20 protein-coding genes and 2 tRNA genes are annotated in these 21333 nt (G+C 63.2%); 1 reads left to right on the forward strand and 21 read right to left on the reverse strand.

All coding sequences use genetic code 11. The features are described from left to right. Positions 1-9: 9 nt before the first annotated feature. The 21 genes from GBB11_RS01060 to GBB11_RS01160 form a co-directional block, all read right to left on the reverse strand. On the reverse strand, positions 10-555 hold the full coding sequence (locus tag GBB11_RS01060; protein WP_151548680.1) for an adenine phosphoribosyltransferase: 546 nt from the start codon (positions 553-555) through the stop codon (positions 10-12). A gap of 176 nt (positions 556-731) precedes the next feature. Then, positions 732-2324, reverse strand: a complete 1593-nt coding sequence (locus tag GBB11_RS01065; RefSeq protein WP_192796297.1) for an ABC transporter substrate-binding protein — start codon at positions 2322-2324, stop codon at positions 732-734. A 121-nt stretch (positions 2325-2445) separates the two neighbouring features. Further along, positions 2446-3552, reverse strand: a complete 1107-nt coding sequence (gene secF / locus GBB11_RS01070) for a protein translocase subunit SecF (RefSeq protein ID WP_151548682.1) — start codon at positions 3550-3552, stop codon at positions 2446-2448. Positions 3553-3554: 2 nt separating this feature from the next. Beyond that, the gene (gene secD / locus GBB11_RS01075) at positions 3555-5435 is read right to left on the reverse strand and encodes a protein translocase subunit SecD (protein ID WP_151548683.1); all 1881 of its coding nucleotides are present in this window, start codon (positions 5433-5435) and stop codon (positions 3555-3557) included. Positions 5436-5654: 219 nt separating this feature from the next. After that, a complete protein-coding gene (gene yajC / locus GBB11_RS01080; protein ID WP_192796296.1) occupies positions 5655-6104 on the reverse strand; it encodes a preprotein translocase subunit YajC in 450 nt (149 codons plus the stop codon). Between the two features lie 75 nt (positions 6105-6179). Beyond that, on the reverse strand, positions 6180-7247 hold the full coding sequence (gene ruvB / locus GBB11_RS01085) for a Holliday junction branch migration DNA helicase RuvB (protein ID WP_151548685.1): 1068 nt from the start codon (positions 7245-7247) through the stop codon (positions 6180-6182). A gap of 33 nt (positions 7248-7280) precedes the next feature. Then, positions 7281-7886, reverse strand: coding sequence for a Holliday junction branch migration protein RuvA (gene ruvA, locus GBB11_RS01090; protein WP_151548686.1), 606 nt, complete (start codon positions 7884-7886; stop codon positions 7281-7283). Next, the gene (ruvC, locus tag GBB11_RS01095) at positions 7883-8419 is read right to left on the reverse strand and encodes a crossover junction endodeoxyribonuclease RuvC (RefSeq protein ID WP_151528863.1); all 537 of its coding nucleotides are present in this window, start codon (positions 8417-8419) and stop codon (positions 7883-7885) included. The genes ruvA and ruvC overlap by 4 nt, the downstream gene beginning before the upstream one ends. A gap of 181 nt (positions 8420-8600) precedes the next feature. Then, positions 8601-9353, reverse strand: a complete 753-nt coding sequence (locus tag GBB11_RS01100) for a YebC/PmpR family DNA-binding transcriptional regulator (protein ID WP_151548687.1) — start codon at positions 9351-9353, stop codon at positions 8601-8603. Between the two features lie 35 nt (positions 9354-9388). Next, positions 9389-10252 carry an acyl-CoA thioesterase II gene (locus GBB11_RS01105; protein WP_151548688.1) on the reverse strand — a complete coding sequence of 288 codons (864 nt, stop codon included), beginning with the start codon at positions 10250-10252 and terminating at the stop codon, positions 9389-9391. A 23-nt stretch (positions 10253-10275) separates the two neighbouring features. Continuing rightward, entirely contained in the window at positions 10276-11154 is an 879-nt protein-coding gene (pdxS, locus tag GBB11_RS01110; protein WP_151548689.1) for a pyridoxal 5'-phosphate synthase lyase subunit PdxS, read from the reverse strand. A 53-nt stretch (positions 11155-11207) separates the two neighbouring features. Further along, positions 11208-11720 carry a hypothetical protein gene (locus GBB11_RS01115; RefSeq protein ID WP_151548690.1) on the reverse strand — a complete coding sequence of 171 codons (513 nt, stop codon included), beginning with the start codon at positions 11718-11720 and terminating at the stop codon, positions 11208-11210. Between the two features lie 10 nt (positions 11721-11730). Then, positions 11731-12855, reverse strand: coding sequence for a glycosyltransferase family 4 protein (locus GBB11_RS01120; RefSeq protein WP_151548691.1), 1125 nt, complete (start codon positions 12853-12855; stop codon positions 11731-11733). Further along, positions 12855-13838 (reverse strand): phosphatidylinositol mannoside acyltransferase, encoded by a 984-nt coding sequence (locus GBB11_RS01125; RefSeq protein WP_151548692.1) that lies wholly within the window; start codon positions 13836-13838, stop codon positions 12855-12857. Before GBB11_RS01125 ends, GBB11_RS01120 begins: the two co-directional genes overlap by 1 nt. Before the next feature lie 99 nt (positions 13839-13937). Continuing rightward, positions 13938-14591, reverse strand: a complete 654-nt coding sequence (gene pgsA, locus GBB11_RS01130; RefSeq protein WP_151548693.1) for a phosphatidylinositol phosphate synthase — start codon at positions 14589-14591, stop codon at positions 13938-13940. Continuing rightward, entirely contained in the window at positions 14584-15174 is a 591-nt protein-coding gene (locus GBB11_RS01135; RefSeq protein ID WP_151548694.1) for an HIT domain-containing protein, read from the reverse strand. Before GBB11_RS01135 ends, pgsA begins: the two co-directional genes overlap by 8 nt. After that, positions 15158-17224, reverse strand: a complete 2067-nt coding sequence (thrS, locus tag GBB11_RS01140; protein ID WP_151548999.1) for a threonine--tRNA ligase — start codon at positions 17222-17224, stop codon at positions 15158-15160. Before thrS ends, GBB11_RS01135 begins: the two co-directional genes overlap by 17 nt. A gap of 201 nt (positions 17225-17425) precedes the next feature. Continuing rightward, entirely contained in the window at positions 17426-18730 is a 1305-nt protein-coding gene (locus GBB11_RS01145) for a Dyp-type peroxidase (RefSeq protein ID WP_225979079.1), read from the reverse strand. Between the two features lie 353 nt (positions 18731-19083). Next, positions 19084-19719 (reverse strand): copper chaperone PCu(A)C, encoded by a 636-nt coding sequence (locus GBB11_RS01150; RefSeq protein WP_151548695.1) that lies wholly within the window; start codon positions 19717-19719, stop codon positions 19084-19086. Further along, on the reverse strand, positions 19716-20318 hold the full coding sequence (locus GBB11_RS01155) for a copper resistance CopC family protein (RefSeq protein WP_225979081.1): 603 nt from the start codon (positions 20316-20318) through the stop codon (positions 19716-19718). The genes GBB11_RS01150 and GBB11_RS01155 overlap by 4 nt, the downstream gene beginning before the upstream one ends. A 418-nt stretch (positions 20319-20736) precedes the next feature. Continuing rightward, a tRNA-Val gene (locus tag GBB11_RS01160) sits at positions 20737-20808 on the reverse strand. A 406-nt stretch (positions 20809-21214) separates the two neighbouring features. Between GBB11_RS01160 and GBB11_RS01165 the strand changes: the two genes are divergently transcribed. Next, positions 21215-21287 (forward strand) — tRNA-Gly (locus GBB11_RS01165). Positions 21288-21333: the final 46 nt, after the last annotated feature.

Genomic DNA, 21333 nt, shown 5'->3' on the forward strand with positions numbered 1-21333 from the left:
TAGATAAACCTAGGCGATATCCCCATTGTTGAGGACAACCAAGGGAACGTCCTCCAGCTTGTGCCGGCCGCCGAGGCCGCCGACCTCAAGCACGAGAGCATTGCCCACCACGATGGCCCCGGCCTTTTCCAGCAGGCTTCGTGCCGCGCAGAGAGTGCCGCCCGTGGCGAGGACGTCGTCGACAAGCGCAATCTTGCGCCCCTGTAGCTCCACACCACTACCCGGGATCTCGAGCGCTGCCGAGCCATATTCCAGGTCATATTCCGCGCTGAAGACCGGCGGCGGCAGCTTGCCCTTTTTCCGGATGGCCAGCACGCCCATGCCGAGCTTATAGGCCACCGCCGAGCCGAGCAGAAAGCCGCGGGCATCGAGGCCGCCGATCATCTCCGCCCCCATCTCTTTGACAGCCTCGGAGAGCTCATCGACGATCACCCGCAGCGCCTCCCCGTCAGCGAGCACCGGGGTGAGATCCTCAAAGATCACGCCTTCGGCGGGAAAATCGGGCACATAGCGGATGCGATCGGCAAGGGCGTCGCGGGCGGTTGCATACGACATGGCTATAGGTGTGGCCTTCCTGTCAGGTGCTGGGCGGGTACGGGTTCACCCAGCGGGCACCAAAGGTGCACGGGATTCATCGAGCATGAAGTTGGAGCACTCCCCCACGAACGCGATCAACTGCCACGACCGCATCGCCGCGACACGGCGCCGACGCCGCGAGAGGCGAGCGCGGGCTAGTCGACCTGCCAGCGCGACATGTTCCAGCCGATCCCCGCTCGCGAGGTGTTAGGAACAACGTTACCCACCGACTTGTTCACCACAAACGTGCGGGGTTGGGCAGCGAGCGGAATGGAGGGGATCTCATGCCACAGCCGCTCCTCCGCTTGGCGCAATAACTCGCTATTATTCGCCGGCGCATTCACCGAGGCGTACTCGGTGCGGGTATCCACCGCTACCAGGATCGCGTCCGCCTGGCCCTCCAAATCGGCGGGGCCGCCCCACTCGTTCGTGGCGGTGCGGGAGAGATCACCGAGATCATTGGTGATATCCGAGACGTCCTTGATCGTGATCCCGGCTGTGGCGCAGCTTTCGCTGATGGCGTCCACGATCGCCTTTTTCCGTGGATCGGGGGCGGTATAGCCGATACGGATCGTCGCGCCCTCCAGCTCGGCGCGGGCTTTGGCCATATCGGTGCCGAGGTTGCGATCGGAGATATCGCGGGTGCTTTCGAAGGTCGGCGCGATCGCCGGGCTGAGGCGGGTGCCCACCGGCGGCACATCCACACCGGAGTAGCCGGACGATAACTGGGCGATCTCGTTTTGATCTATGCAGGCGGCAAAGCCCTGCCGCTTCGCCGGGGTGGAGAGCACTCCCGAGTTGGCGAGATTGAGTTGTTCGATCAGCTGCCCCACCTCGCGGGTCACCTCATAGGGATTGGCGGTGTCATTGCGGTCCACCCAGTCGATCGAGGAAGCATTCACCAGATCCGCGATCTCCAAGGAGTTCTGCTCGGCCTTGGCCACCCGGTCCACCCCGGCGGGATAGACCACGATCTTATCGAGGGAGGGGGCGTCTCCTGCGTAATGCGGATTGGGCACGAGCACCACCGAGCCATCGTCGAGGACCTCGGAGATCTTCATCGGGCCCGAGGAGGCGTGCAGTTCGGGGTCAAAGTTCTTCAGCAAGAAGGCATCGTTCCATGCGGTGCCGATCTTTTCCATCGGCTCGGCAGCACCGCTCGTCACCGCCTGCCACATCTCGTCTTCGCTCATTCCGGCGGCGCGGGCGATGATGTGGGCGGGCAGCACGGTGCCGGGGCCGAAAAGTTGCCGCCACCGGGAGCCGAAGGAGTCTTTGAACTGCACCGTGAAGTTCTTGGAACCGCGTTCACATTTCACATCGGCCACCTGCTGCATCAGCGGGTTATAGGCCTTGAAATAGGCTTCCTGCGTCGCGGCGATGAAGGAGAGATAGAAATCATCGCAGGTCACCGGCACTTCATCGGAGAAGATGGCCCGCTTATTGATGGTGTAGATGATCTGCACGGTTTGTCCCGGCAGGGACTGGCCCTGCGCCAGATCCATATTGGGGATGGTCTGCCCCTGGGGGCCGTGCATGAATACCGGCGGATACAGCCGTGAGGCCAGCTGTTCCGCGTTGGTGCTCACCCCGATTGTGGAGGCCGCATTGGTCGTCACCAGCGGGGTGTCCACGGCATAGCCGAAGACTTCCTGCGGCGGCTGTTCTTCCTCCGCGCAGCCAGCCAGCCCGAGAACCCCCACAGCTAGCATCACGATTACGCGGCGCAGAGTCATTCCTGCACTCATCAGGGTTTCCTTCATTCTTGCTGTGCTTATCGACGCCCACCTGCGCCACCGCAGCCGGCGTGCCCCATAAGACACCGCCGCTGCTGTGGCCGCGTGGCCCTCAGCGCCGCCAAGCAGATCGCTAATGGGTGGTAGGGCGCCAGCTGAGCGCCTCCGGCTGGCCGTGCTCCGCGGGCTGCGGGGTATGCACCGTGCGGCCGGTGTCCACCGGAGTCTCCTCCGGCTCCTCTGCCGCCCCGGAGCGGTAGCGCTCCACGGCGGCGTTGTGCTCCCGCACCTCCTTGGTGCGGTTCTTCATCGACACTAGGCAGGGGGCGGCGAGGAAGATCGAGGAGAGCGTACCCTGCACCACGCCGATGAGCTGCACCAGAGCGAGGTCCTTCAAGGTGCCCACACCGAGCATCCACACCGCGACCACCATCAGCGAGATGATCGGCAGTGCCGATAGCACCGTGGTGGAGATCGAGCGCATCACTGTCTGGTTGATGGCACGGTTGGCCAGCTCCGCATAGGTGCGCCGGCGCGAGGATTGAAAACCTGCGGTGAGCTCGGAGACTTTATCGAAGACCACCACGGTGTCATAGAGCGAGAAGGCCAGCACGGTCAGCAGACCGATCACGGTAGCGGGGGTGACCTCGAAACCGATGAGGGCATACACTCCGGAGATCACAATGGCGTCCACCGTGATACACGCGATCGCAGATACGCCCATGAGCTTCTCGAAGCGCAGGGCGATGAAGGCGAAGACGAGCGCCAGGAACACGCCCATGGCCAGCAGCATGCGTTCGGTAATGGTCGAGCCCCAGGATTCGGAGACGGTGGAGTCACCAATGGCATCCGGGGAAGGCACTCCCTGCGAGTCCTTGGGCTGGAAGGCATCATAGAGCGCCGCGCGGGCGTCATTGATCTGATCCTCGCCGAGGCGCTCCGAGGTGATCTCCAGGATGCGGGCATCGCCCGAGCCAACAACCTGCACGGCGTGCGGGTCTACCCCGGTGGCCTCTTCAAAGACCTGTTCCACTCGGGTCTCGTCGAGATCCCCGGCGGGCATATTCATCTTGGTGCCGCCCTGGAAATCGATACCGAGGCTGAATCCCCGGATCGCGATCGACGCGAGGGCAATAAGGATGACGATGGCGGCGATGGTGTACCAGCGCTTGCGCTTGCCGATGAAATCGACGCCGCCCTCACCGGTATAGAGCCGCTTGATCATAGAGGTATCACTCATGGTTACTTCTCTCCTGCCGCATCGTTCGAGCCGTTGCCGGCGATAACCTCATTGGCATAGGGGGCCTCCGCAGCGGTGCCGGCGGCAGTGCGCTCATCGCGTACCTTCATCACCGCGCCAAAGCCATTGCGGGACGTCTTATTGAACCACGTGCGGCGGCTGGCGAGCAGCACCAGTGGCGCGGTCACCAAGAAGGTGACGACCAAGTTGAAGATCGTGGTCAGACCCAAGGTAAAGGCAAAGCCCTTGACCGATCCGACTGCGAGGACGTAGAGCACGATGGCCGCGATCAGCGACACCGTGTTACCGCTCAGAATGGTGCGCTTGGCGGATTGCCAGCCGCGCGGCACCGCCGAGCGGAAGGTGCGGTTATTATCGCGGATCTCATCCTTGATCCGCTCGTAGAACACCACGAAGGAGTCGGCGGTGGTGCCCAGACCGATGATCAGACCGGCGATACCGGCTAGGTCGAGGCTATAGCCGATCCATCGGCCCAGCAGCACCAAGGCGCCGTAGACCAAGGCATTGGCCGCCACGAGGGTAAAGATCGCGAGGGCGCCGAAGACGCGGTAGTAGCTGAAGGCAAAGATGGCGATGAGCACCAGGCCGACAATGCCCGCGATCAGGCCCGCCTGCAGCGAGGCGCTACCCAGCGAGGGCGGGATCGTGGTGGTGGTTCCGCCGAGCTCGCCATTTTCGCCGGCGAAGCTCAAGGGCAGCGCACCATAGCGCAGGTTATTGGCGAGCTCCGTGGCCTCCTGCTGCGAGAAGCTACCCGTGATCGAGGTACCTGATCCCACCGGGGTGGCGGATTGGATCACCGGGGCGGAGATAATCTGCGAGTCAAGGGTGATCGCGATCTGCCGCTGCAGGTACTCCTCGGTCAGCTTCGCCCACGTCGAGGACCCCTGCTCGCCACCGGAGGACTTAAAGGCAAAGTTGATCTCCATGGTGTTGCGCTCGGGGTTGAAGCCACCGGTGATGGGCTGGGAGGTATCGATCTCATTACCGGTCAGGCGCGTGCCCCGCTCCTCATCGGTCTGGCCCACGAGCAGCGGGACGGCGTCGAGAAGCATTACTTGGCCAACGCTCGGATCACAGGCCACCAAGGGCTTTTTCGGATCATCGGTGCCGGCGAGCGGATCCAGTGGGGCCTGCTGGGAGCGGTCCTCTTGTTGCTCACACACCATGAGCTGGCGGGCCGCTACCTGCCGCGCCAGATCATCGGACTGGCGGTCCTCACGGAGCACCTCCAGCTCCTTATCGCGCTGTTCGGCCTGCTCAAGCGAGTTCTTCGGCTCGGCCGGCGGGTTCTCGCTCACCTTGGGAGCGTCGTAGGTCTTCTTCTCCCCCACGAGCTGCTCGGAGTTATTCGACAAGGTGGTGGCGACCTCGTCGAGCACGCTTTGGGCGTGCTCCTTGGTGCTCGCGCCGACGCTAACCCAGCGGTTCGCCATGGTCTCCAGCGCCGCGAGGTTATCCTCCGGGGAGGGGATCTCGGTCGGGGTGAGCACTGGGCGGAACATCAGCTGCGAGGTCTGCGAGAGCGCCTTGGCCTGGGCGGTATCTTCACCCGGCACGGAAATCACGAGCGTATCGCCATCGGTGATCACTTCCGCGCCGCTGACGCCCATGCCGTTCACACGGTTCTCCAGAATGGTGCGCGCCTGCGCGAGCTGCTCCGAGGTGGGATCCTGGCCCTGTGGGACCAGGGTCACCCGGGTCCCGCCTTGAAGATCAATACCCAGCTTGGGGACGGGCCTGCGGTCTCCAGTGAACAAGACCAAGGCGTAAACCAGCACGAGGATCAGCGCAAACACACCGATCGCCCGCTTCGGCCACGCCGATGGTCCCAGCTGCGACCGCTTGCTGCGGGATGCCACGAACGTTTCCTCCTCCAATGAACACATGAGGCTCACCACGGGCGCCGTGGCCCGCGTGCCTCATCAACCGGCGTGAATCAGCCGCCACCACCACGATGTACCTGGGCGGCGGTTGCGCGCCGCATGCACAGCGCGCGCAGGTCATTCGACCATAGTACGGCATAGGACACGCCCCCACTGAATCAGTAGCCAGTGGAGGCGGTGAATGAAATCAACAGCTTAGTCGCGGCGGTTCTCAGCCGAGCCTTGCCAACCTTCTGGGTGCTGCTCGGGAGCCGGTGCATCCTGCTGCTCCGGATGCGAGGGCTGCTCCAGGTTCTCGGGGTGCACCCCCTCGCCGGGCTGCTCGTAGGGCTGCGGCGCGAGGGGCTGCTCGCTCGCTTCCTCCACCACCGGGGCGGACTCGGCGCCCGGGGCCTCGAGTTTACGCACCACGGCGATCAGCTCGAAGGTGGACACCACGCCCGCGGCGATCTCGAGATCCACGGTGTTCTCGCTGCGATCGCGCACCGTGGCGTAGAGCCCAGCACTGGTGACCACACGGTCGCCAGGACGCAGGGATTCTTGAACCTTGCGGATCTCATTGAGCCGCTTGCGCTGAGTGCGCATCTGTAAAAAGGCGGGCAGCAAAAAGAGCGCCAGAATAATGAGCAGAAATACAGTCGACATAGTGCCTACCAGTGTGCCAAACTCTAGCGCCGCGAACAACGGCATATACACCCGCCCGTGAGTTCTCGACCGTCCTTAGAACAGCCCCACGGTTCCCTCCGGCGGTTCCAGCCCGAGGTGGCGCCAGGCGGCGGCAGTAGCTACCCGGCCGCGACCGGTGCGGCTAATCATGCCCGCACGCACGAGATAGGGTTCGCAGACTTCTTCCACGGTCGACGGCTCCTCGCCCACCGCGATGGCGAGGGTGCTCACCCCCACCGGACCGCCGCCGTGGCCCTTGATCAGGGCGGTGAGCACCGCCCGATCCAGGCGGTCGAGGCCCATCTCATCGACGTCAAAGACCACGAGCGCGGCTTGCGCCGCAGCGAGGGTGATATGCCCATTGGAGTGCACATCGGCATAGTCGCGCACCCGCCGCAGCAGGCGATTGGCAATACGCGGGGTACCGCGGGAGCGGGAGGCGATCTCGTGGCCGGCCTCCTCATCGATACTCACCCCGAGGATCTTGGCGGCGCGCAGCACCACCCGGGTGAGATCAGCGGGACCATAGAACTCCATTTGGGCGGTGAAGCCGAAACGATCGCGGAGCGGACCGGTGAGCATACCCGAGCGCGTGGTCGCCCCCACCAGGGTGAAGGGAGCCAGCTCCAAGGGGATCGAGGTGGCACCGGGGCCTTTGCCGACGATCACATCAATACGGAAATCCTCCATCGCCATGTAGAGCATTTCCTCCGCCGGCCGAGCCATGCGGTGGATCTCATCGATAAACAGCACATCGCCCTCGGTGAGATTGGACAGCATGGCCGCCAGATCGCCGGCACGTTCGAGCGCCGGACCTGAGGTCATGCGCAGATTCGAGTTGAGCTCGGCGGCGATGATCATCGCCATCGTGGTCTTGCCCAGCCCGGGCGGGCCGGATAGCAGCACATGGTCGGGCGCCACTCCCCTGCTCCTGGCGCCACCCAGCACCAGCTCGAGCTGCTCCCGCACTTTGGGCTGGCCAATGAACTCGCCCAGGCTTTTCGGGCGCAGATTCACCTCATCATCGTGCTCGCCCTCGTTGAGCTGCGGGCGCACAGCGGAATCCGGCGGGCGTAATGCCCCCTCGGGGAGCTGAAACTCGGTCTTTTCTACATTCGACATAGCGCAGATGTCCTTCCCACTTGCTCCTCGAGCCTAGTTGCTGCTCAGCGTCGCGAGGCAGGCGCGCAGCGCAGCGGAGACGTCGAGATTCGGCTGGGCGGCCAACACGCTCGCCACGGCCGCATCGGCGTCCTTGCGGCTAAAACCCAGGTTTTCCAGTGCCTCTGCCACATCCTCGGCCACACCACCCGTGAGTGCGGGGGCAACGGCGCTGGGCTGCTGGGCGACGGCGCCGACGAAGGGCTCGACCTTCTGCTTCAAATCCACCACCATGCGCTCGGCGGTGCGCTTACCCACGCCGGGGATCTTCTCCAGCGCGGCGGCATCGCTGCGGCTGATATAGCCGGCCAGTTCGGTGGGGCTGGCCATGGCGAGCGCTGCTAGCGCCAACTTGGGCCCCACTTTGGAGACGGTGCACAGCAGATGGAAGAACTCCCTTTCCTCGCTATTGGCGAAGGCGAATAGCTCCATCGAGTCTTCCCGGACGATCTGCGCCACCACGACGAAGCACTCCTCCCCTGGGCGCATGGTACCGAGGGTGCGCGGGGTGGCGCTGATGCTATAGCCCACTCCGGCGCATTCGATGATCGCGCCGGAAAGGCCGAGATCAATACAGGTTCCGCGCAGGGATGCGATCATGTGCTGCTGCTCCTTTGGTGTTGCTTGGCCAGCTCCGCTTGGTGCGCCAGGGCGGGGGCGCGCCAGCAGTGGCATACCCCCAACGCTAAGGCATCGGCAGCATCGGCCGGCTTGGGTGGTTCCGCCAGCCCCAGAATCCGGGTGATCATGGCGGTCATTTGTTTCTTATCGGCGCGGCCATTGCCCGAGATGGCCTTCTTCACTTCCGAGGGGGTGTACATGTGCACCGGGATGTGGCACTCGGCGGCGGCGAGCACCAGCACCCCTACGGCGTGGGCGGTGTGCATCACCGTAGAGACGTTACCGCGTTCGAAGACGCGCTCGATGGCCACCACATCCGGATCATAGTCCCGGATCCATTCCTTCACCGCCTGGCTGAGCTGGAGCAGACGCGCCGTCAGCTCATCTTTCGCCGGGGTGCGCACTACCCCCACAGCCACGGGATATACGGCCCGGCCCCGCCCTGCCTGCACCACAGACAGCCCACAGCGGGTCAAGCCTGGGTCAATGCCCATCACCCGCAGGCCCTCCATGGTGTTTGCAGCGCGCACCCGCATGTCCTCCTCGTTGTCTCAGACCATGTTTAGCACATTTTTTCGCACGATCCCGTATCAGCGGTGTGCGGGGCGCAGAAAACGCCCTCGCCGCCGCAGTGGCTGCAGGGAGAGGGCGTTGATCGTGCCGCAGACGGGATGCGCCTGGCGGGCGGCGTCGCTAAGCGTCGAGCTGAGCGGCCACCTCATCGGAGATAGTGATATTGGAGTAGACGTTTTGCACGTCATCGGAATCCTCGAGCAGGTCCACCAAACGCAGGATCTTGCGGGCAAGGTCTGCATCGGCCTCCACCTCGACGGAGGCGCGGAAATCTTGGTCGGCGTCATCGACCTTCATTTCGTTTTCCTCCAAGGCAGCGCGCACACCGCGGGTATCAGAGGGAGAGCACACAACCTCGAACTTCTCGCCGAGATCATTCACCTCTTCGGCACCGGCGTCGAGCACAGCCATGAGCACGTCGTCCTCAGTCAGCTCGCCCTTGTCCACTACCACCACGCCGACGCGGGTAAAGAGGTAGCCCACTGCACCGGACTCGGCCATGTTGCCGTTGTTCTTCGACATAATGCTGCGCACCTCGGAGGCCGCGCGGTTGCGGTTATCGGTGAGGCACTCGATAAGCATAGCCACGCCACCTGGGCCATAGCCTTCATACATGATGGACTGCCAGTCGGCGCCGCCGGCCTCTTCGCCGGAGCCGCGCTTGCGGGCGCGCTCAATATTGTCATTGGGCACCGAGGCCTTCTTGGCCTTGCGGATCATGTCATCGAGGGTCGGATTCGCTGCCGGGTCGCCACCGCCAGTACGGGCCGCCACCTCGATATTCTTGATCAGCTTGGCAAACTCCTTGCCGCGCTTGGCGTCATTAGCGGCCTTCTTGTGCTTGGTTGTTGCCCACTTTGAGTGGCCTGACATCAGCGTTCCTCTTCTCTCTTAAAAAAACTTCGCGTTCAACAGTCGTTAGTAAGCGGTTTATCAGTATAGCGTGAGTGCCTCAGGTGCCGAGTCAGGCCTTCCTGTGTGGCGATGGCAACGAGCTGCCCAGCGGCATCATAGATCCGGCCTTCGCAGAGGGAGCGGCCGCCGCCGGCCGCCGGCGAGGTCTGTACATAGGCCAGCCACTGATCCACCCGCACTGGGCGGAGAAACCACAGGGCATGATCCAACGAGGCCATCTGCAGCGGGGTGGTCGGGTGGCGTACCTGGGCGGCAGAGAGCAGGGTGGCATCCGAGATATAGGACAGCGCGCAGCTGTGCAGCAGCTCATCTGCCGGCAGCGCTGCGGTGGAGCGCATCCACGCCACCTGGGTGGCGGTCGCGGTGAGCGGGGCGCTTAAGCGCTCACGGGGAACAATGCGGATATCCCACTCCGGCCACTCGCGATCGAAAAACGCCGCCCGGGCTGAGTCGGCGTGGGAAATCTCCTCCGGCGCTGGCAGGACCGGAGAAGGCTCGTTGTGGCTCAGCCCGGCATCCCTGCCGTGGTGCATACTCACCTGCACGCTGCACAGTAGCTGCCCGGATTGGCAGAGGCTCAGCAGCCGCGAGTGAAAAGAGCGCCCCTCGCGCAGCCGCTGCACCCTCACCTGGGTGGGCTGGGCCGGATCACCGGGGGCGAGGAAATAGCAATGCAGCGAATGCGGAGAAAAGTCCGCATCGACGGTCCGCGCGGCCGCGGCCACAGCCTGAGCCACGAGCTGGCCGCCGAAGGTGCGCTCCAGCGAGGTGGGCACCACCGGTGCCTGGAACTCATCCGTGGCGATCTCGCGGAGCTCGCAGAGCTGCTCGATCTGGGAGGGCTGTGGCTGCTGCATAGCGTGGACGGGGCCGGCGGGGCTTAGCAGCCGCGATCGGCCATGCGCTGCTGCTCGCTGAGGTCATCGCAATTGATGCCCACCATGGCCTCGCCGAGAGAGCGCGACACCTCGGCGATCACGCTGGGATCGTTGTAGTGGGCGGTGGCCTCGACGATGGCCCGTGCGCGCTTTTCCGGGTTACCGGACTTAAAGATGCCGGAGCCGACGAACACACCCTCGGCGCCGAGCTGCATCATCATGGCGGCATCGGCCGGGGTGGCCACACCCCCGGCAACGAAGAGGGTCACGGGCAGCCGGCCGGTGGAGGCGGTCTGCCGCACCAGCTCATAGGGGGCCTGCAGCTCCTTGGCGGCATGGTAGAGGGCAGTCTCATCAAGGCTGGCCAGCGTCGCGATCTCGGCGCGAATGGTGCGGATATGCGTGACGGCATTGGAGACGTCACCGGTGCCGGCCTCGCCCTTGGAGCGAATCATGGCCGCGCCCTCGGCGATACGGCGCAGGGCCTCGCCCAAGCTGGTCGCACCGCAGACAAAAGGCACCTCGAAGCGATGCTTATCCACGTGATGGGAATGATCGGCGGGAGTAAGCACCTCGGACTCGTCGATCCAATCAATACCGAGGGTCTGCAAGACCTGTGCTTCCACAAAGTGGCCAATGCGCACCTTGGCCATCACCGGGATGTCCACGGCCTTCTGGATACCGGCGATCATGTCCGGATCGGACATCCGGGACACCCCGCCATCGCGGCGAATATCGGCGGGAACGCGCTCGAGGGCCATCACGGCCTTCGCGCCCGCTGCCTGGGCAATCTCTGCCTGTTCGGGAGTCACCACATCCATGATCACTCCGCCGAGCAGGCGATCAGTAACGCCTGCGTGTACTCCATTGGTGTCTGCCACTGGGAATAAACCAACCCTTCTTGAGCCGCTCAGACATCTTTAGCCACACAATGCTAGCTTTTTTCTCCCGTATCGCGGGACGTTTTTTCCAAAAAGGGGGTAGCAAGCGGCAATTCCACGTATTGCGGCATGGGTGCTCGTCCCCCCAGGTGCAGCAGTCGCACCACGGGGCGGATCCGGAGCGCCCGGGTGTCTACCACCGCATCGTTGTAGAAGCGGTGGGTCAGCTGCACTCGCACCGCAGCATCGGTGATGGGTCTGGGCAAGGGCTCATCCGCATGGGCTTCGCTGTATTTCTTGAGCGCCTTGATGAGCTCTTTTTCTTTATCCACCCGCACGGACACATTGTGCAGGTCCAGTGGCTCATTCTGCGCGGCATAGGCCTGTGCGGCCACCTCTTCGATACTTGCCGCGATCACGGCGGCCCGCATATCGAGCGCCGCTTGGAGGTTCACCAACGCGGCATCGAGCCGAATATGCATCCGGTTCAGCCGCTGAGCGGTAAAGACCGCCCAGAGCACCACCGTGGTGAGGACAATGGCAACGAGTACATACACCGCGCTCATGACGCACCTTTCACTTCAGTTTCACGCTGGTGCCATCGGCGACGGCCTCATACACCTGCAGGATCTGGGTGGTCACTGTATCCCAGTCATAGCTGGCGGCGCGGGCCGCACCGGCGGCGACGAGCCTGCGGCGTTGTGCGGGCGAGTCGATCAGCCGCCGCAGCTGTGCGGCTAAATCCGCGGCGCTGCCATTGGGAAACAGCAGCCCTGCAGGGCTATCGCTATAGGCGTTGGTCACCGCGGCGAAGGCTTCCAGATCACTGGCCAGCACCGCACAGCCGGCGGCCATGGCCTCAACGAGCACGATGCCGAAGCTCTCCCCGCCGGTATTGGGGGCCACATAAATATCGGCCCGGCCGAGAATCTCGGCCTTCTCCGCATCGGAGACCTTACCTGCGTAGTGCACCCCCGGCATCGGCCGCTGGGTCCCAGCCCCGATCACCGTGCAGCGGAAGGGGCGCTCCAGCTGTGCCAGGGCGCGCAGCAGAATATCCAGGCCCTTGCGGGGCTCATCGAGCCGCCCGAGAAAGACGATCTCGGGCACCTGCTTGTCGCTTGTCGACGCCTCTTCGCCCGCCGCCTCCTCCTCGCTGCGGCGCCGCGCCGCAGCGAACTGCCGCGTATCCACCCCATTGGGAATGAGCACAGGATCGCCGCCGAGTTGCTCCACCTGCCAGCGACGTGCCAGCTCAGAGACCGCGATCCCGCCACGGATCTTTTCCAGCAGCGGCCGCAGCACCGGGGTGGAGAGCTTGAGCAGTCGAGACCCAGAACTGGAGGCGTGATAGGTAGCCACGACCGGCCCGTGCGCTAGGCGCAGCGCCGCCATCGAAAAGCTGGGCGAGTTGGGCTCGTGAATATGCAGAATGTCAAAGTTGTTCTCGGCGATAAAGCGCTTCAACCCGCTATCGACGTGTGGGCCGACGGAGATGCGCGCCACCGAGCCGTTATAGGGAATGGGCATCGCTCTGCCGCCGCGCACCACCCAGTCGGGCACCTCCGCAGCGCTCGTAGCGGGGCCGATGGCGCGCACATAGTGTCCGCGTTCGCGCAGGGCGTGACCAAGATCCAGGATATGGGCCTGAACGCCGCCGGGTTCATCGAAGGAATAGGGGCAGACGATACCAATACGCATTAGTGGCCCTCCGTGGTGTCTCCGGTACCCGGTGCAGGCGGGTTCTCCTGCTGCTGGCCGCGGCCACGGGCGAGGCGCGCCGGATCGAGATCCGCGAGCCATAGGGGTTGCAGCATGTGCCAATCGGCGGGGTGGGCGGCGATATTGGCCTCGAATCCTGCGGCGATGCGCTGGGTGGTGGACTGCAGATCATCCACCTCAATCTCCGCGGAGACATCGAGCCCCCAGGTATCGGCGCTCGGATAGAAGCTATGTACTACGTGCAGGCTGGCGCCGGTGTCCAGGGCGAGCTGGGCGGGGCCTGCTGGGAAGAGGGCGGGCTGGCCAAAGAAGTCCACCTCTACCCCGCTGGCGCGTAAGTCGCGTTCGCCGAGCAGGCACACCACCCCGCCATGATCGAGGATCTGCTTGAGCTTCTGGTAGGGGCCATTGCCGTGCTCATCGCGGTGCGGCAGGACCCGAAAACCGAGGGAGCTGCGATAATCAACGAAGGCGTCGTAGAGCTCGGCGGGTTCGAGGCGTTCGGCCACGGTGCTAAAGCTGCCGTGACGATGCACCAAAAACACCCCGGCCATGTCCCAGTTGCCACTATGCGGCAGAGTGAGAATCACCCCGCGCCCGGAGGCGAGGGGCTCGTCTAAGTGATCGAAGCCGCGCACCGTGGAATTAAGCGAGTCCAGCAGCCGTGGATCGGTGGCGATGTGCGGCAGCCGGAAGGCCTCCATCCAATAGCGGGTATAGGAGCGCATGGATGCCCGCATCAACGCTGGGGTCACCGCGGCGGGTCCTACGACGCGCTCGAGGTTGCGGCGCAGCTGAGCGGGACCACGACCGCGCTTGCTCGCAATATCGGCGCCGATGGTTGCTAAGGCGGTGGCGGCCGGGCGGGGCAGCTGGGACAGCGCCGCCCAGCCGAACATATAGCCGGCGGCGGCCCAGTGTCGCTCACTCAGGGCGTAGCGTAGGCGGCTCCAGGGGGTCATCGTAGGGCGAGCTCCTCACGCAGCATGGGCAGCGCCGCGCCCACGCGGTTGGGCGACGACGCCGCCCAGTCGATGCACAGTGTCGTGGGCGGATAGGGTCTAGCGGGTCCTCGGGTTACGCGCCCCCGCGGGAGGGGCGATCCTGTCCTGGCCGTGAGTGGAGTTGGCGGCCATGGCGAGTCGTTGGACCACGGTGAACACCGATCCTACCGCCAATACCCAGATGGCCACGTCCACCGCATAGGGCACACCGAAGCCCTGCAGGCCAATGCCCAATAGGCCGATGATGAGCCTTTCGGGGCGCTCGATGAGACCGCCGACCATCTTCAGGCCGCTGGCTTCGCCACGGGCTTTGACATAGGAGATCACTTGGGAGCACACCAGCACGACTAAGGAGGCCACCACCAGCGGCTGGGATGCCTCGTAGCTATAGATCAGCCACCAGGTAATCGCCGCGAAGAGGGCACCATCGGTGAGCCGATCGCAGGTGGCATCGAGGGTGGCGCCGTATTTGGTGCCGCCGCCGCGCAACCGTGCCATGGTGCCGTCGACCATGTCGAAGGCTACGAATAGCCCGGAGAGCACGGCCGCCGCCACCAGATGGCCGGTGGGGATAAGGACCACGGCGAGCAGGATGGACACCACTGCCCCGAACACGGTGACCACATTGGGGGTGAGATTCCACTTCACCAAACGCTTCGCGATTGGCTCCACCACCACAGCTGCGGGTTTGCGTCCATGCACGCTAAGCATCGCTATCAGCCTCCCACGCATCGGCGAGGAGCTGGCGGGTATCACGTAGCAGCTGCGGCAGCACCTTCACGCCATCGATCACCGTCATGAAGTTGGAATCGCCGCTCCACCTGGGCACCACATGCAGGTGCAGATGCTCCCCCACCGAGCCGCCGGAGGCGCGACCCAGATTGAAGCCGACGTTGAAGGCATCGGGTGCAGAGACGGATTTGATTACGCGCACCAGCTTTTGGGCGAAAGCCATGAGCTCGGCGGTCTCGTCCACGCGGAGATCTTCCAGGTTGGCAACCTGCCGGTAGGGCACCACCATGGCGTGGCCAGAGTTATACGGATAGAGGTTCAGCACGCAGTAGACGAGCTCGCCGCGGGCCACGATCAGCCCTTCCTCATCGCTCATCTCAGGGATAGCGAGGAAGGGATTACGCGGCCGCGCATCCGCACTGCCCGCGCCGCCCGCGCTGGCGTCGCGAATATAGTTCATCCGATAAGGCGCCCACAGCCGCTCGAGGCGGTCGGGGATCCCCAACCCAGAATCCTTATAGGACTCTGCGGGCTGCGTCTCGGGTTTAGCTTGCCGTTCCACGGAACTCCTCAACGAGTTCTTTATTCGGTTGGGCATTGATGCGCTGGGCCACCCAGTTACGGATCAGCGTCTGCGCCTGATCAACCGGCACCCCATTGACCTGGGAGCCATCCAAGAAACGGAAGCTGACGGCGTTGGCCTCCACATCGCGGCCACCGGCCAGCAGCATGAAGGGAACCTTGCCGGTGGTGTGGTTGCGGATCTTCTTCTGCATACGATCATCCGAGGTGTCCACCTCAGCGCGGATGCCGGACTGGCGCAAACCGGCGCAGACATTCTCGAGGTAACCGGAGAACTCATCGGCCACCGGAATGCCCATCACTTGGTGCGGGGCCAACCACGCGGGGAAGGCGCCGGCATAGTGCTCGAGCAGCACACCGAAGAAGCGCTCAATCGAGCCGAAGAGCGCGCGGTGAATCATGATCGGACGCTGCTTGGAGCCGTCGGGGGCCGTGTACTCCAGGTTGAAGCGCTCGGGCAGGTTAAAGTCCAGCTGCACGGTGGACATCTGCCAAGTACGGCCGATGGCGTCGCGGGCCTGCACGGAGATCTTTGGACCATAGAACGCGGCACCGGCCGGATCGGGCACCAGCTCCAAGCCGGAGCGGGTGGCAACGTTTTCGAGGATCTCGGTGGAACGCTCCCAGATCTCGTCCGAGCCGACGAACTTCTGGGGGTCCTTGGTGGACAGCTCCAGGTAGAAATCATCCAGGCCGTAGTCCTTGAGCAGCGAGATGATGAAGTCGAGTACCCGGGTGAGCTCGTCTTCTAGCTGTGCCTCGGTGCAGTAAATATGCGCATCATCCTGGGTGAAGCCGCGGGCACGGGTCAGTCCGTGGATCACACCGGACTTCTCGTAGCGATAGACGGTACCGAACTCGAAAAGCCGCAGCGGCAGCTCGCGATAGGACCGACCCCGAGAGGCGAAGATCAGGTTATGCATCGGGCAGTTCATGGGCTTGGCGTAGTAGTCCTGCGGGGGCTTGACCACCGCGCCATCATCGTCGTACTCGCCATCGAGCTGCATGGGCGGGAACATGCCGTCCGAGTAGAAGTCCAAGTGCCCAGACTTCTTAAAGAGATCCCCCTTGGTCAAGTGAGGAGTGTTGACAAAGGAGTAGCCGGCGCTGATGTGGCGGCGGCGGGAGTGCTCCTCCATCTCCAGACGGACAATTCCGCCGGCGGGATGGAACACCGGAAAGCCCGAACCGATCTCATCGGGGAAGCTGAACAGATCCAGCTCCGCGCCGAGGCGACGGTGATCGCGCTTCTCGGCTTCGGCGAGCATCGTCTGATACTCCGCGAGCTTTTCCTTGGACTCCCACGCCGTGCCGTAGATGCGCTGCAGGCCGGCGTTGTTCTGATCGCCGCGCCAATAAGCGGCCGAGGAGCGGGTGAGCGCAAACGCCGGAATATATTTGGTGGTGGGCACGTGCGGGCCGCGGCACAGGTCGTACCATTCCACGTCGCCGGTGCGCGGATTGCAGTTGGCGTAGCTGGTGAGCTCGCCGGCGCCCACCTCGGTGGCCTCGTCCGAGTCGGGATCCACATTGCCCTTATCCTCGATCAGCTCGAGCTTATAAGGCTCGTGAGACAGCTCGGCGCGGGCCTCATCCGGGGTGGCGTAGACCCGGCGCTCGAACTTCTGCCCCTGCTTGATGATTTTCTTCATACGCTTTTCAATGCGCTTGAGGTCCTCTGGGGTAAAAGGCTCGGCGGCATCGAAATCATAGTAAAAGCCATTGTCGATGGCCGGGCCGATGCCGAGCTTAGTGCCGGGAAACTCAGCCTGGACCGCCTGAGCGAGCACGTGGGTACAGGAGTGACGGATAACTCCGCGCCCCTCTTCGGTGCACGCAGGAACGGGGGTGAACTCGGTGTCCTCAGTGGGGACAAAGGACAAATCGCGCAATGTTCCCTCGGGATCCTTCGCCACCACGATGGCTTCGGGGCCCTTATTGGGCAACTCGAGCTCGCGCATGGCCTGGCCCACAGCCTGGCCGGCGGGGACAAGGAAAGGATCCACACTGCAGTAGACCGGGTCTGACATACTCACGTTTCTTCGTGCTCCTCACACATCTTGTGCCCCGGCGACATACCTGGTCGCCAGGGCGTTTCCTAGGCGGGGGTCGCCCACCCAGACGTCGTCTCTCTGGTTAGGGAGTTGCAGATGCCACCGAGGGCAGCGTCGATAAGCGCTGCTCCCATGGACGTCTGCACACACGTCTGCGGGGTATCTTACCCCGTGGCGCTAGGATTCCAGCAGCCCCCTGCCCCAATAGTCGTCCTCGGTGGTGCCGGGGAAGATGAAAAAGACGGAGGAGCCGATGTGAGTGATCCACTGGTTCAGCCGGTCGCCCTCATCGAGACGCCGTTGAATCGGGGTGAATTGCTCATCGGGATTCTTCTGGAAACAGATGAACAATAGACCCGAATTAGATAGCTGCTCCGAGCCAGGTTCCGGCTGCAGATCATAGCTATAGGGTCGACGCAGAATCTTCTGCTGCGGCTTATCGGCCGGCGGATGCGAGCGCGCCATGTGACTCATCGGGTCGATCACCGGCAGCCCGAACTTATCCGTGGCCTCGAAATCGGCGGGGCTGTGCTCATCGCCGCCAGTCAGCGGGGCCCCAGTATCGAGAGTCCGCCCCACGGACAGCTCGCGGGAGCCGCGATCCAGAATCTCCCAAGTGTCAATATTCATGGCGATACGGCGCAGCACCATGCAGCTACCGCCGCGCATCCACTCGGGGCCCTCATCGATCCACACCTGCTCCTCATACTCTTCCTCCGTGTGCGGATTAACGGTGCCGTCGATCTGGCCGAAAAGATTGCGCTGCGTGGTATCGGCCGTCACCGTGCCATCGGCATTGGAAAAGCCCTGTTGAATCCACTTGACCGTGACATAGCGGTCGCCGGAGCGAACCATGTGCCGCATCGCGTGCGCCAGCGTCAACCCATCATCGGCACAGATCTGCAGCACAATATCGGCCTCGCCCCACTTCGGATCCAGCTGATCGCGAGAAAAGGCGGGAATGGGGTGCAGCCACTCGGGGCGCAAATCGGGCCGGCCGATGATATCGAAGAAACGCTCGCCCACCCCAGCGGTGATGGTGAGGTTCGCGGGAATCTCCGAAAGCTCCTCCTCGAGATCACCCAGCGGAGGCACGCCCTGGGTCAGGCGGCGGGCATCCATGGTCCACAGCCGGAAGAGACGCTGCATGTCCTCGATGGTGCTATTTGGGCGCACCGTAAAGGCGCAGACCGCTACCCGGGCCTGCTTGGATGTGGCGATACCCGCTTGGTGCGGGCCATCGAAATCGACGGTGGCATGGCGAAGCCGGGTGGATACGTCCTTATTCGCTGCTGCGGCGCCGGCCTCGGGATTGTCTTGGCCGCGCGCGCAGGACGCCAGTCCCGCCCCAGCGGCCAAGGTGGTAGCGCCGCTGAGGAAGGCACGGCGATTGACTCCGCCAGAGTGGCCCGGGCTCGCCGATCCGTGCGGTTGGGGGTTCTCGTCCACGGGTTTGCCATGGGACATCTTAGAAGACACCATCCTCCTTTATAAGTTTCCGCTCCCGCTCTTGCGCCTCAGGAATAACACACACAACGAGGCCCCAGATGCGGGCACGCTGGGCACTATGTATGAAGTTGTAGACACGCGTAGAGGTGCAAGCTTATCGACGCCGCCCTCTCGCCCACTCCACTCATGGAGAGGCGGTGGCAACGTGAAGGGCGCCTGCCGGCGGCCACGCCGCGAGCTAGACACACGATCTAGCGCACTTCTGGTCGGAGCAGGCGCCCTCTTTTAGCTAGCGACGTCCGTCTCCTCCTAGCGGCGAGCGCTGCTGGAGCCGCCGGCGCGGCCCCGACAGAGCTTCGCCGCTGATGAGATGACGACGCCGATGCTTAGGAGTTGTCGTGGTTCATGCCCTCGTGGTCCATGCCGTTGTGGCCCTGGACGCCACCATCGGCGTCGTAGCTCTCCTCGCCGGCGGCGATATCGCGAACCTCGACATCGTCGAAGGTGTAGGAAGTGCCGTCCTCGAGAGTGATGGTGATGGAGACTGTGTCACCGGGTTCGATGGCCTTGTCATAATCCATGATCATGAAGTGATTAGCGCCCGGCTGCAGGGGGGCCTGTCCATTAGCGGGGATCGGCAGGCCGCCCTCGAGCTCGCGCATAGCACCATCACGCACCTCGTGGATCTCGTTCTTCGGCGCGCCCAAGGAGGTGGTGAAGGAGGTGACCAAGATGTCCTGATCAGTGTTATTCACCAAGGTACCGAAAGCAGCGGTCATATTCTTATCGGCCGGCTTTGCCTTCACGTAGGCGTTTCGGAACTCGACGTCCTTGGAGGAGGCCTCGGTAGAGGTTTCGGTGCTCTCGGTGCTTGCCGGAGCGGAGGAGCTCATCGAGGGGTTATCGGTGGGATCCTTGGGCATGTCGGAGTCTTTTTCCATCTCCGGGGAACATGCAGCGAGGGTCAGGGAGCCGGTTGCGAGTAGAGCTGCAGCAACTGTAGCGAATTTACGGGTAATCATTTCTGTGATTCCTTTCTTTTGGCGAACATCAGGATTGCGCCAACGATGGCGACCAGTAGCACTATGCCACCGGCGATAATTATCATCGGAGCTAATCGTTCTCCCTCCGAGCCTAGCGTGTCTGTCTCGGAAGACTCGGATTTTTCCGAGCTAGCATCAGTGGCTGGGGCGACTGCGCCCTCACCAGAATCGACGCTAAAGGTGGTGCCACCACGGGTGGCATGGCCGTCGGAGGAGGTAATTTGAAATCCGACGAGATAATTTCCATCACCGGGATCCATCCCTTCGGGCAGATCGATGATGACTAGTTGCTGATCCAGCTCGGGCTCTCCTTGGTAGAGGATCTCGCCGGAATCGCTATTACTCACTGCCACTCGATTAAAGGTATCGAGCGGAATGGCAGAGAACTCTAGCACGATTTTCTGCGGAAATTCTTTCACCGTGGAGCCATCCTGCGGCGTGGAGTTGATTACCACGTCATGCGCCGCGGCCAGCGGAGCGCTCAGCACCGTGAACACAGTGGCAATCGCGATACCCACTGAGGTCAGTACCGCCATGGCCCACGAGGGCTGGGCTGTGCGTCCCCAGGTTCTGCGCATACACCATTCTCCTTCAAGCCGACACTGCATTGTTGTGCTTCCACGACAAGTATGGCGCACCAGCCGTGCCGCCTAACCACCACCCACAAGTGAGGACGTGAATCAGACTAAGCCTGCACCTCCATTCGGTATCACCCACGTTCCCGCCACCAACGGCAGAAACTCTGCAATACCCCAAGGCATCAGGCTCTATGACAACAGTCGGAGATTCCTGCACGATAGTTCCCCGTCGATCCATCACGTGACATATGCCACAGCTAGGGCGGTATTGAATTGCGTCGCCCATCCCGCCGCCACACCTGCCACACCCCGCGTGGCGCGAGCCCACCGCGCCCGCACTGTTCCCGCGCACGAGCCAAGAAGGCTGAAGAAAAGAAAACTGGGGGCCTCCGCGATGGAGACCCCCAGAAACACAAAGTGGTCCCAGCTGGGATCGAACCAGCGACCTTCCCGGTGTGAACGGGACGCTCTTCCACTGAGCCATGGGACCAGAAATGACGAGAACTGAAACGAATCAGCTTGTCGCTTCCGAGAAGATAACCTAGCACGAGATTCACTGCGAGGACTAATCACCAGTTCAGGACCTTAAATGCCGCCCCGAGAACGCGGCCACACCCACCCCAAGGCGGCAGGAGCCCCGAATACGACATGCCCGCGCCTCTCCCGCGCGCGCCGTACACCCTGCGCGCAAGTCGCTATAGCTACACCCCGCCCCCACCTGGGCGTAAATTACAGTGCTGTCACTTTCATTGCGCTGCGGCCTATCCGCCTTCACACCACGGCAAATGCGGTGCCACATGCAGATTTGTCATTTCGCTTGCTCTCACGCTATTGTTTTCAACGCACCACAGCTCACGGAACTGTTGATACAGAACCAAGCGAGCAGGTGATGCAATGCGGATGTAGCGCAGCTGGTAGCGCATAACCTTGCCAAGGTTAGGGTCGCGGGTTCGAGTCCCGTCATCCGCTCTGGTTCATTTATGGGCACTGATCACGATCATGTGCTTGGTATTTG

Origin of the sequence: Corynebacterium sp. 74A, from assembly GCF_008930665.1 — a bacterium.
Taxonomy (GTDB): domain Bacteria; phylum Actinomycetota; class Actinomycetes; order Mycobacteriales; family Mycobacteriaceae; genus Corynebacterium; species Corynebacterium megadyptis.

Bases quoted from the DNA above. Each gene is read 5' to 3' on its own strand.
- GBB11_RS01060 (WP_151548680.1), bottom strand. From the start codon at position 555: ATGTCGTATGCAACCGCCCGCGACGCCCTTGCCGATCGCATCCGCTAT.
- GBB11_RS01065 (WP_192796297.1), bottom strand. From the start codon at position 2,324: ATGAGTGCAGGAATGACTCTGCGCCGCGTAATCGTGATGCTAGCTGTG.
- secF (WP_151548682.1), bottom strand. From the start codon at position 3,552: ATGAGTGATACCTCTATGATCAAGCGGCTCTATACCGGTGAGGGCGGC.
- yajC (WP_192796296.1), bottom strand. From the start codon at position 6,104: ATGTCGACTGTATTTCTGCTCATTATTCTGGCGCTCTTTTTGCTGCCC.
- ruvB (WP_151548685.1), bottom strand. From the start codon at position 7,247: ATGTCGAATGTAGAAAAGACCGAGTTTCAGCTCCCCGAGGGGGCATTA.
- ruvA (WP_151548686.1), bottom strand. From the start codon at position 7,886: ATGATCGCATCCCTGCGCGGAACCTGTATTGATCTCGGCCTTTCCGGC.
- ruvC (WP_151528863.1), bottom strand. From the start codon at position 8,419: ATGGAGGGCCTGCGGGTGATGGGCATTGACCCAGGCTTGACCCGCTGT.
- GBB11_RS01100 (WP_151548687.1), bottom strand. From the start codon at position 9,353: ATGTCAGGCCACTCAAAGTGGGCAACAACCAAGCACAAGAAGGCCGCT.
- GBB11_RS01105 (WP_151548688.1), bottom strand. From the start codon at position 10,252: ATGCAGCAGCCACAGCCCTCCCAGATCGAGCAGCTCTGCGAGCTCCGC.
- GBB11_RS01115 (WP_151548690.1), bottom strand. From the start codon at position 11,720: ATGAGCGCGGTGTATGTACTCGTTGCCATTGTCCTCACCACGGTGGTG.
- GBB11_RS01120 (WP_151548691.1), bottom strand. From the start codon at position 12,855: ATGCGTATTGGTATCGTCTGCCCCTATTCCTTCGATGAACCCGGCGGC.
- GBB11_RS01125 (WP_151548692.1), bottom strand. From the start codon at position 13,838: ATGACCCCCTGGAGCCGCCTACGCTACGCCCTGAGTGAGCGACACTGG.
- pgsA (WP_151548693.1), bottom strand. From the start codon at position 14,591: ATGCTTAGCGTGCATGGACGCAAACCCGCAGCTGTGGTGGTGGAGCCA.
- thrS (WP_151548999.1), bottom strand. From the start codon at position 17,224: ATGTCAGACCCGGTCTACTGCAGTGTGGATCCTTTCCTTGTCCCCGCC.
- GBB11_RS01145 (WP_225979079.1), bottom strand. From the start codon at position 18,730: ATGGTGTCTTCTAAGATGTCCCATGGCAAACCCGTGGACGAGAACCCC.
- GBB11_RS01150 (WP_151548695.1), bottom strand. From the start codon at position 19,719: ATGATTACCCGTAAATTCGCTACAGTTGCTGCAGCTCTACTCGCAACC.
- GBB11_RS01155 (WP_225979081.1), bottom strand. From the start codon at position 20,318: ATGCGCAGAACCTGGGGACGCACAGCCCAGCCCTCGTGGGCCATGGCG.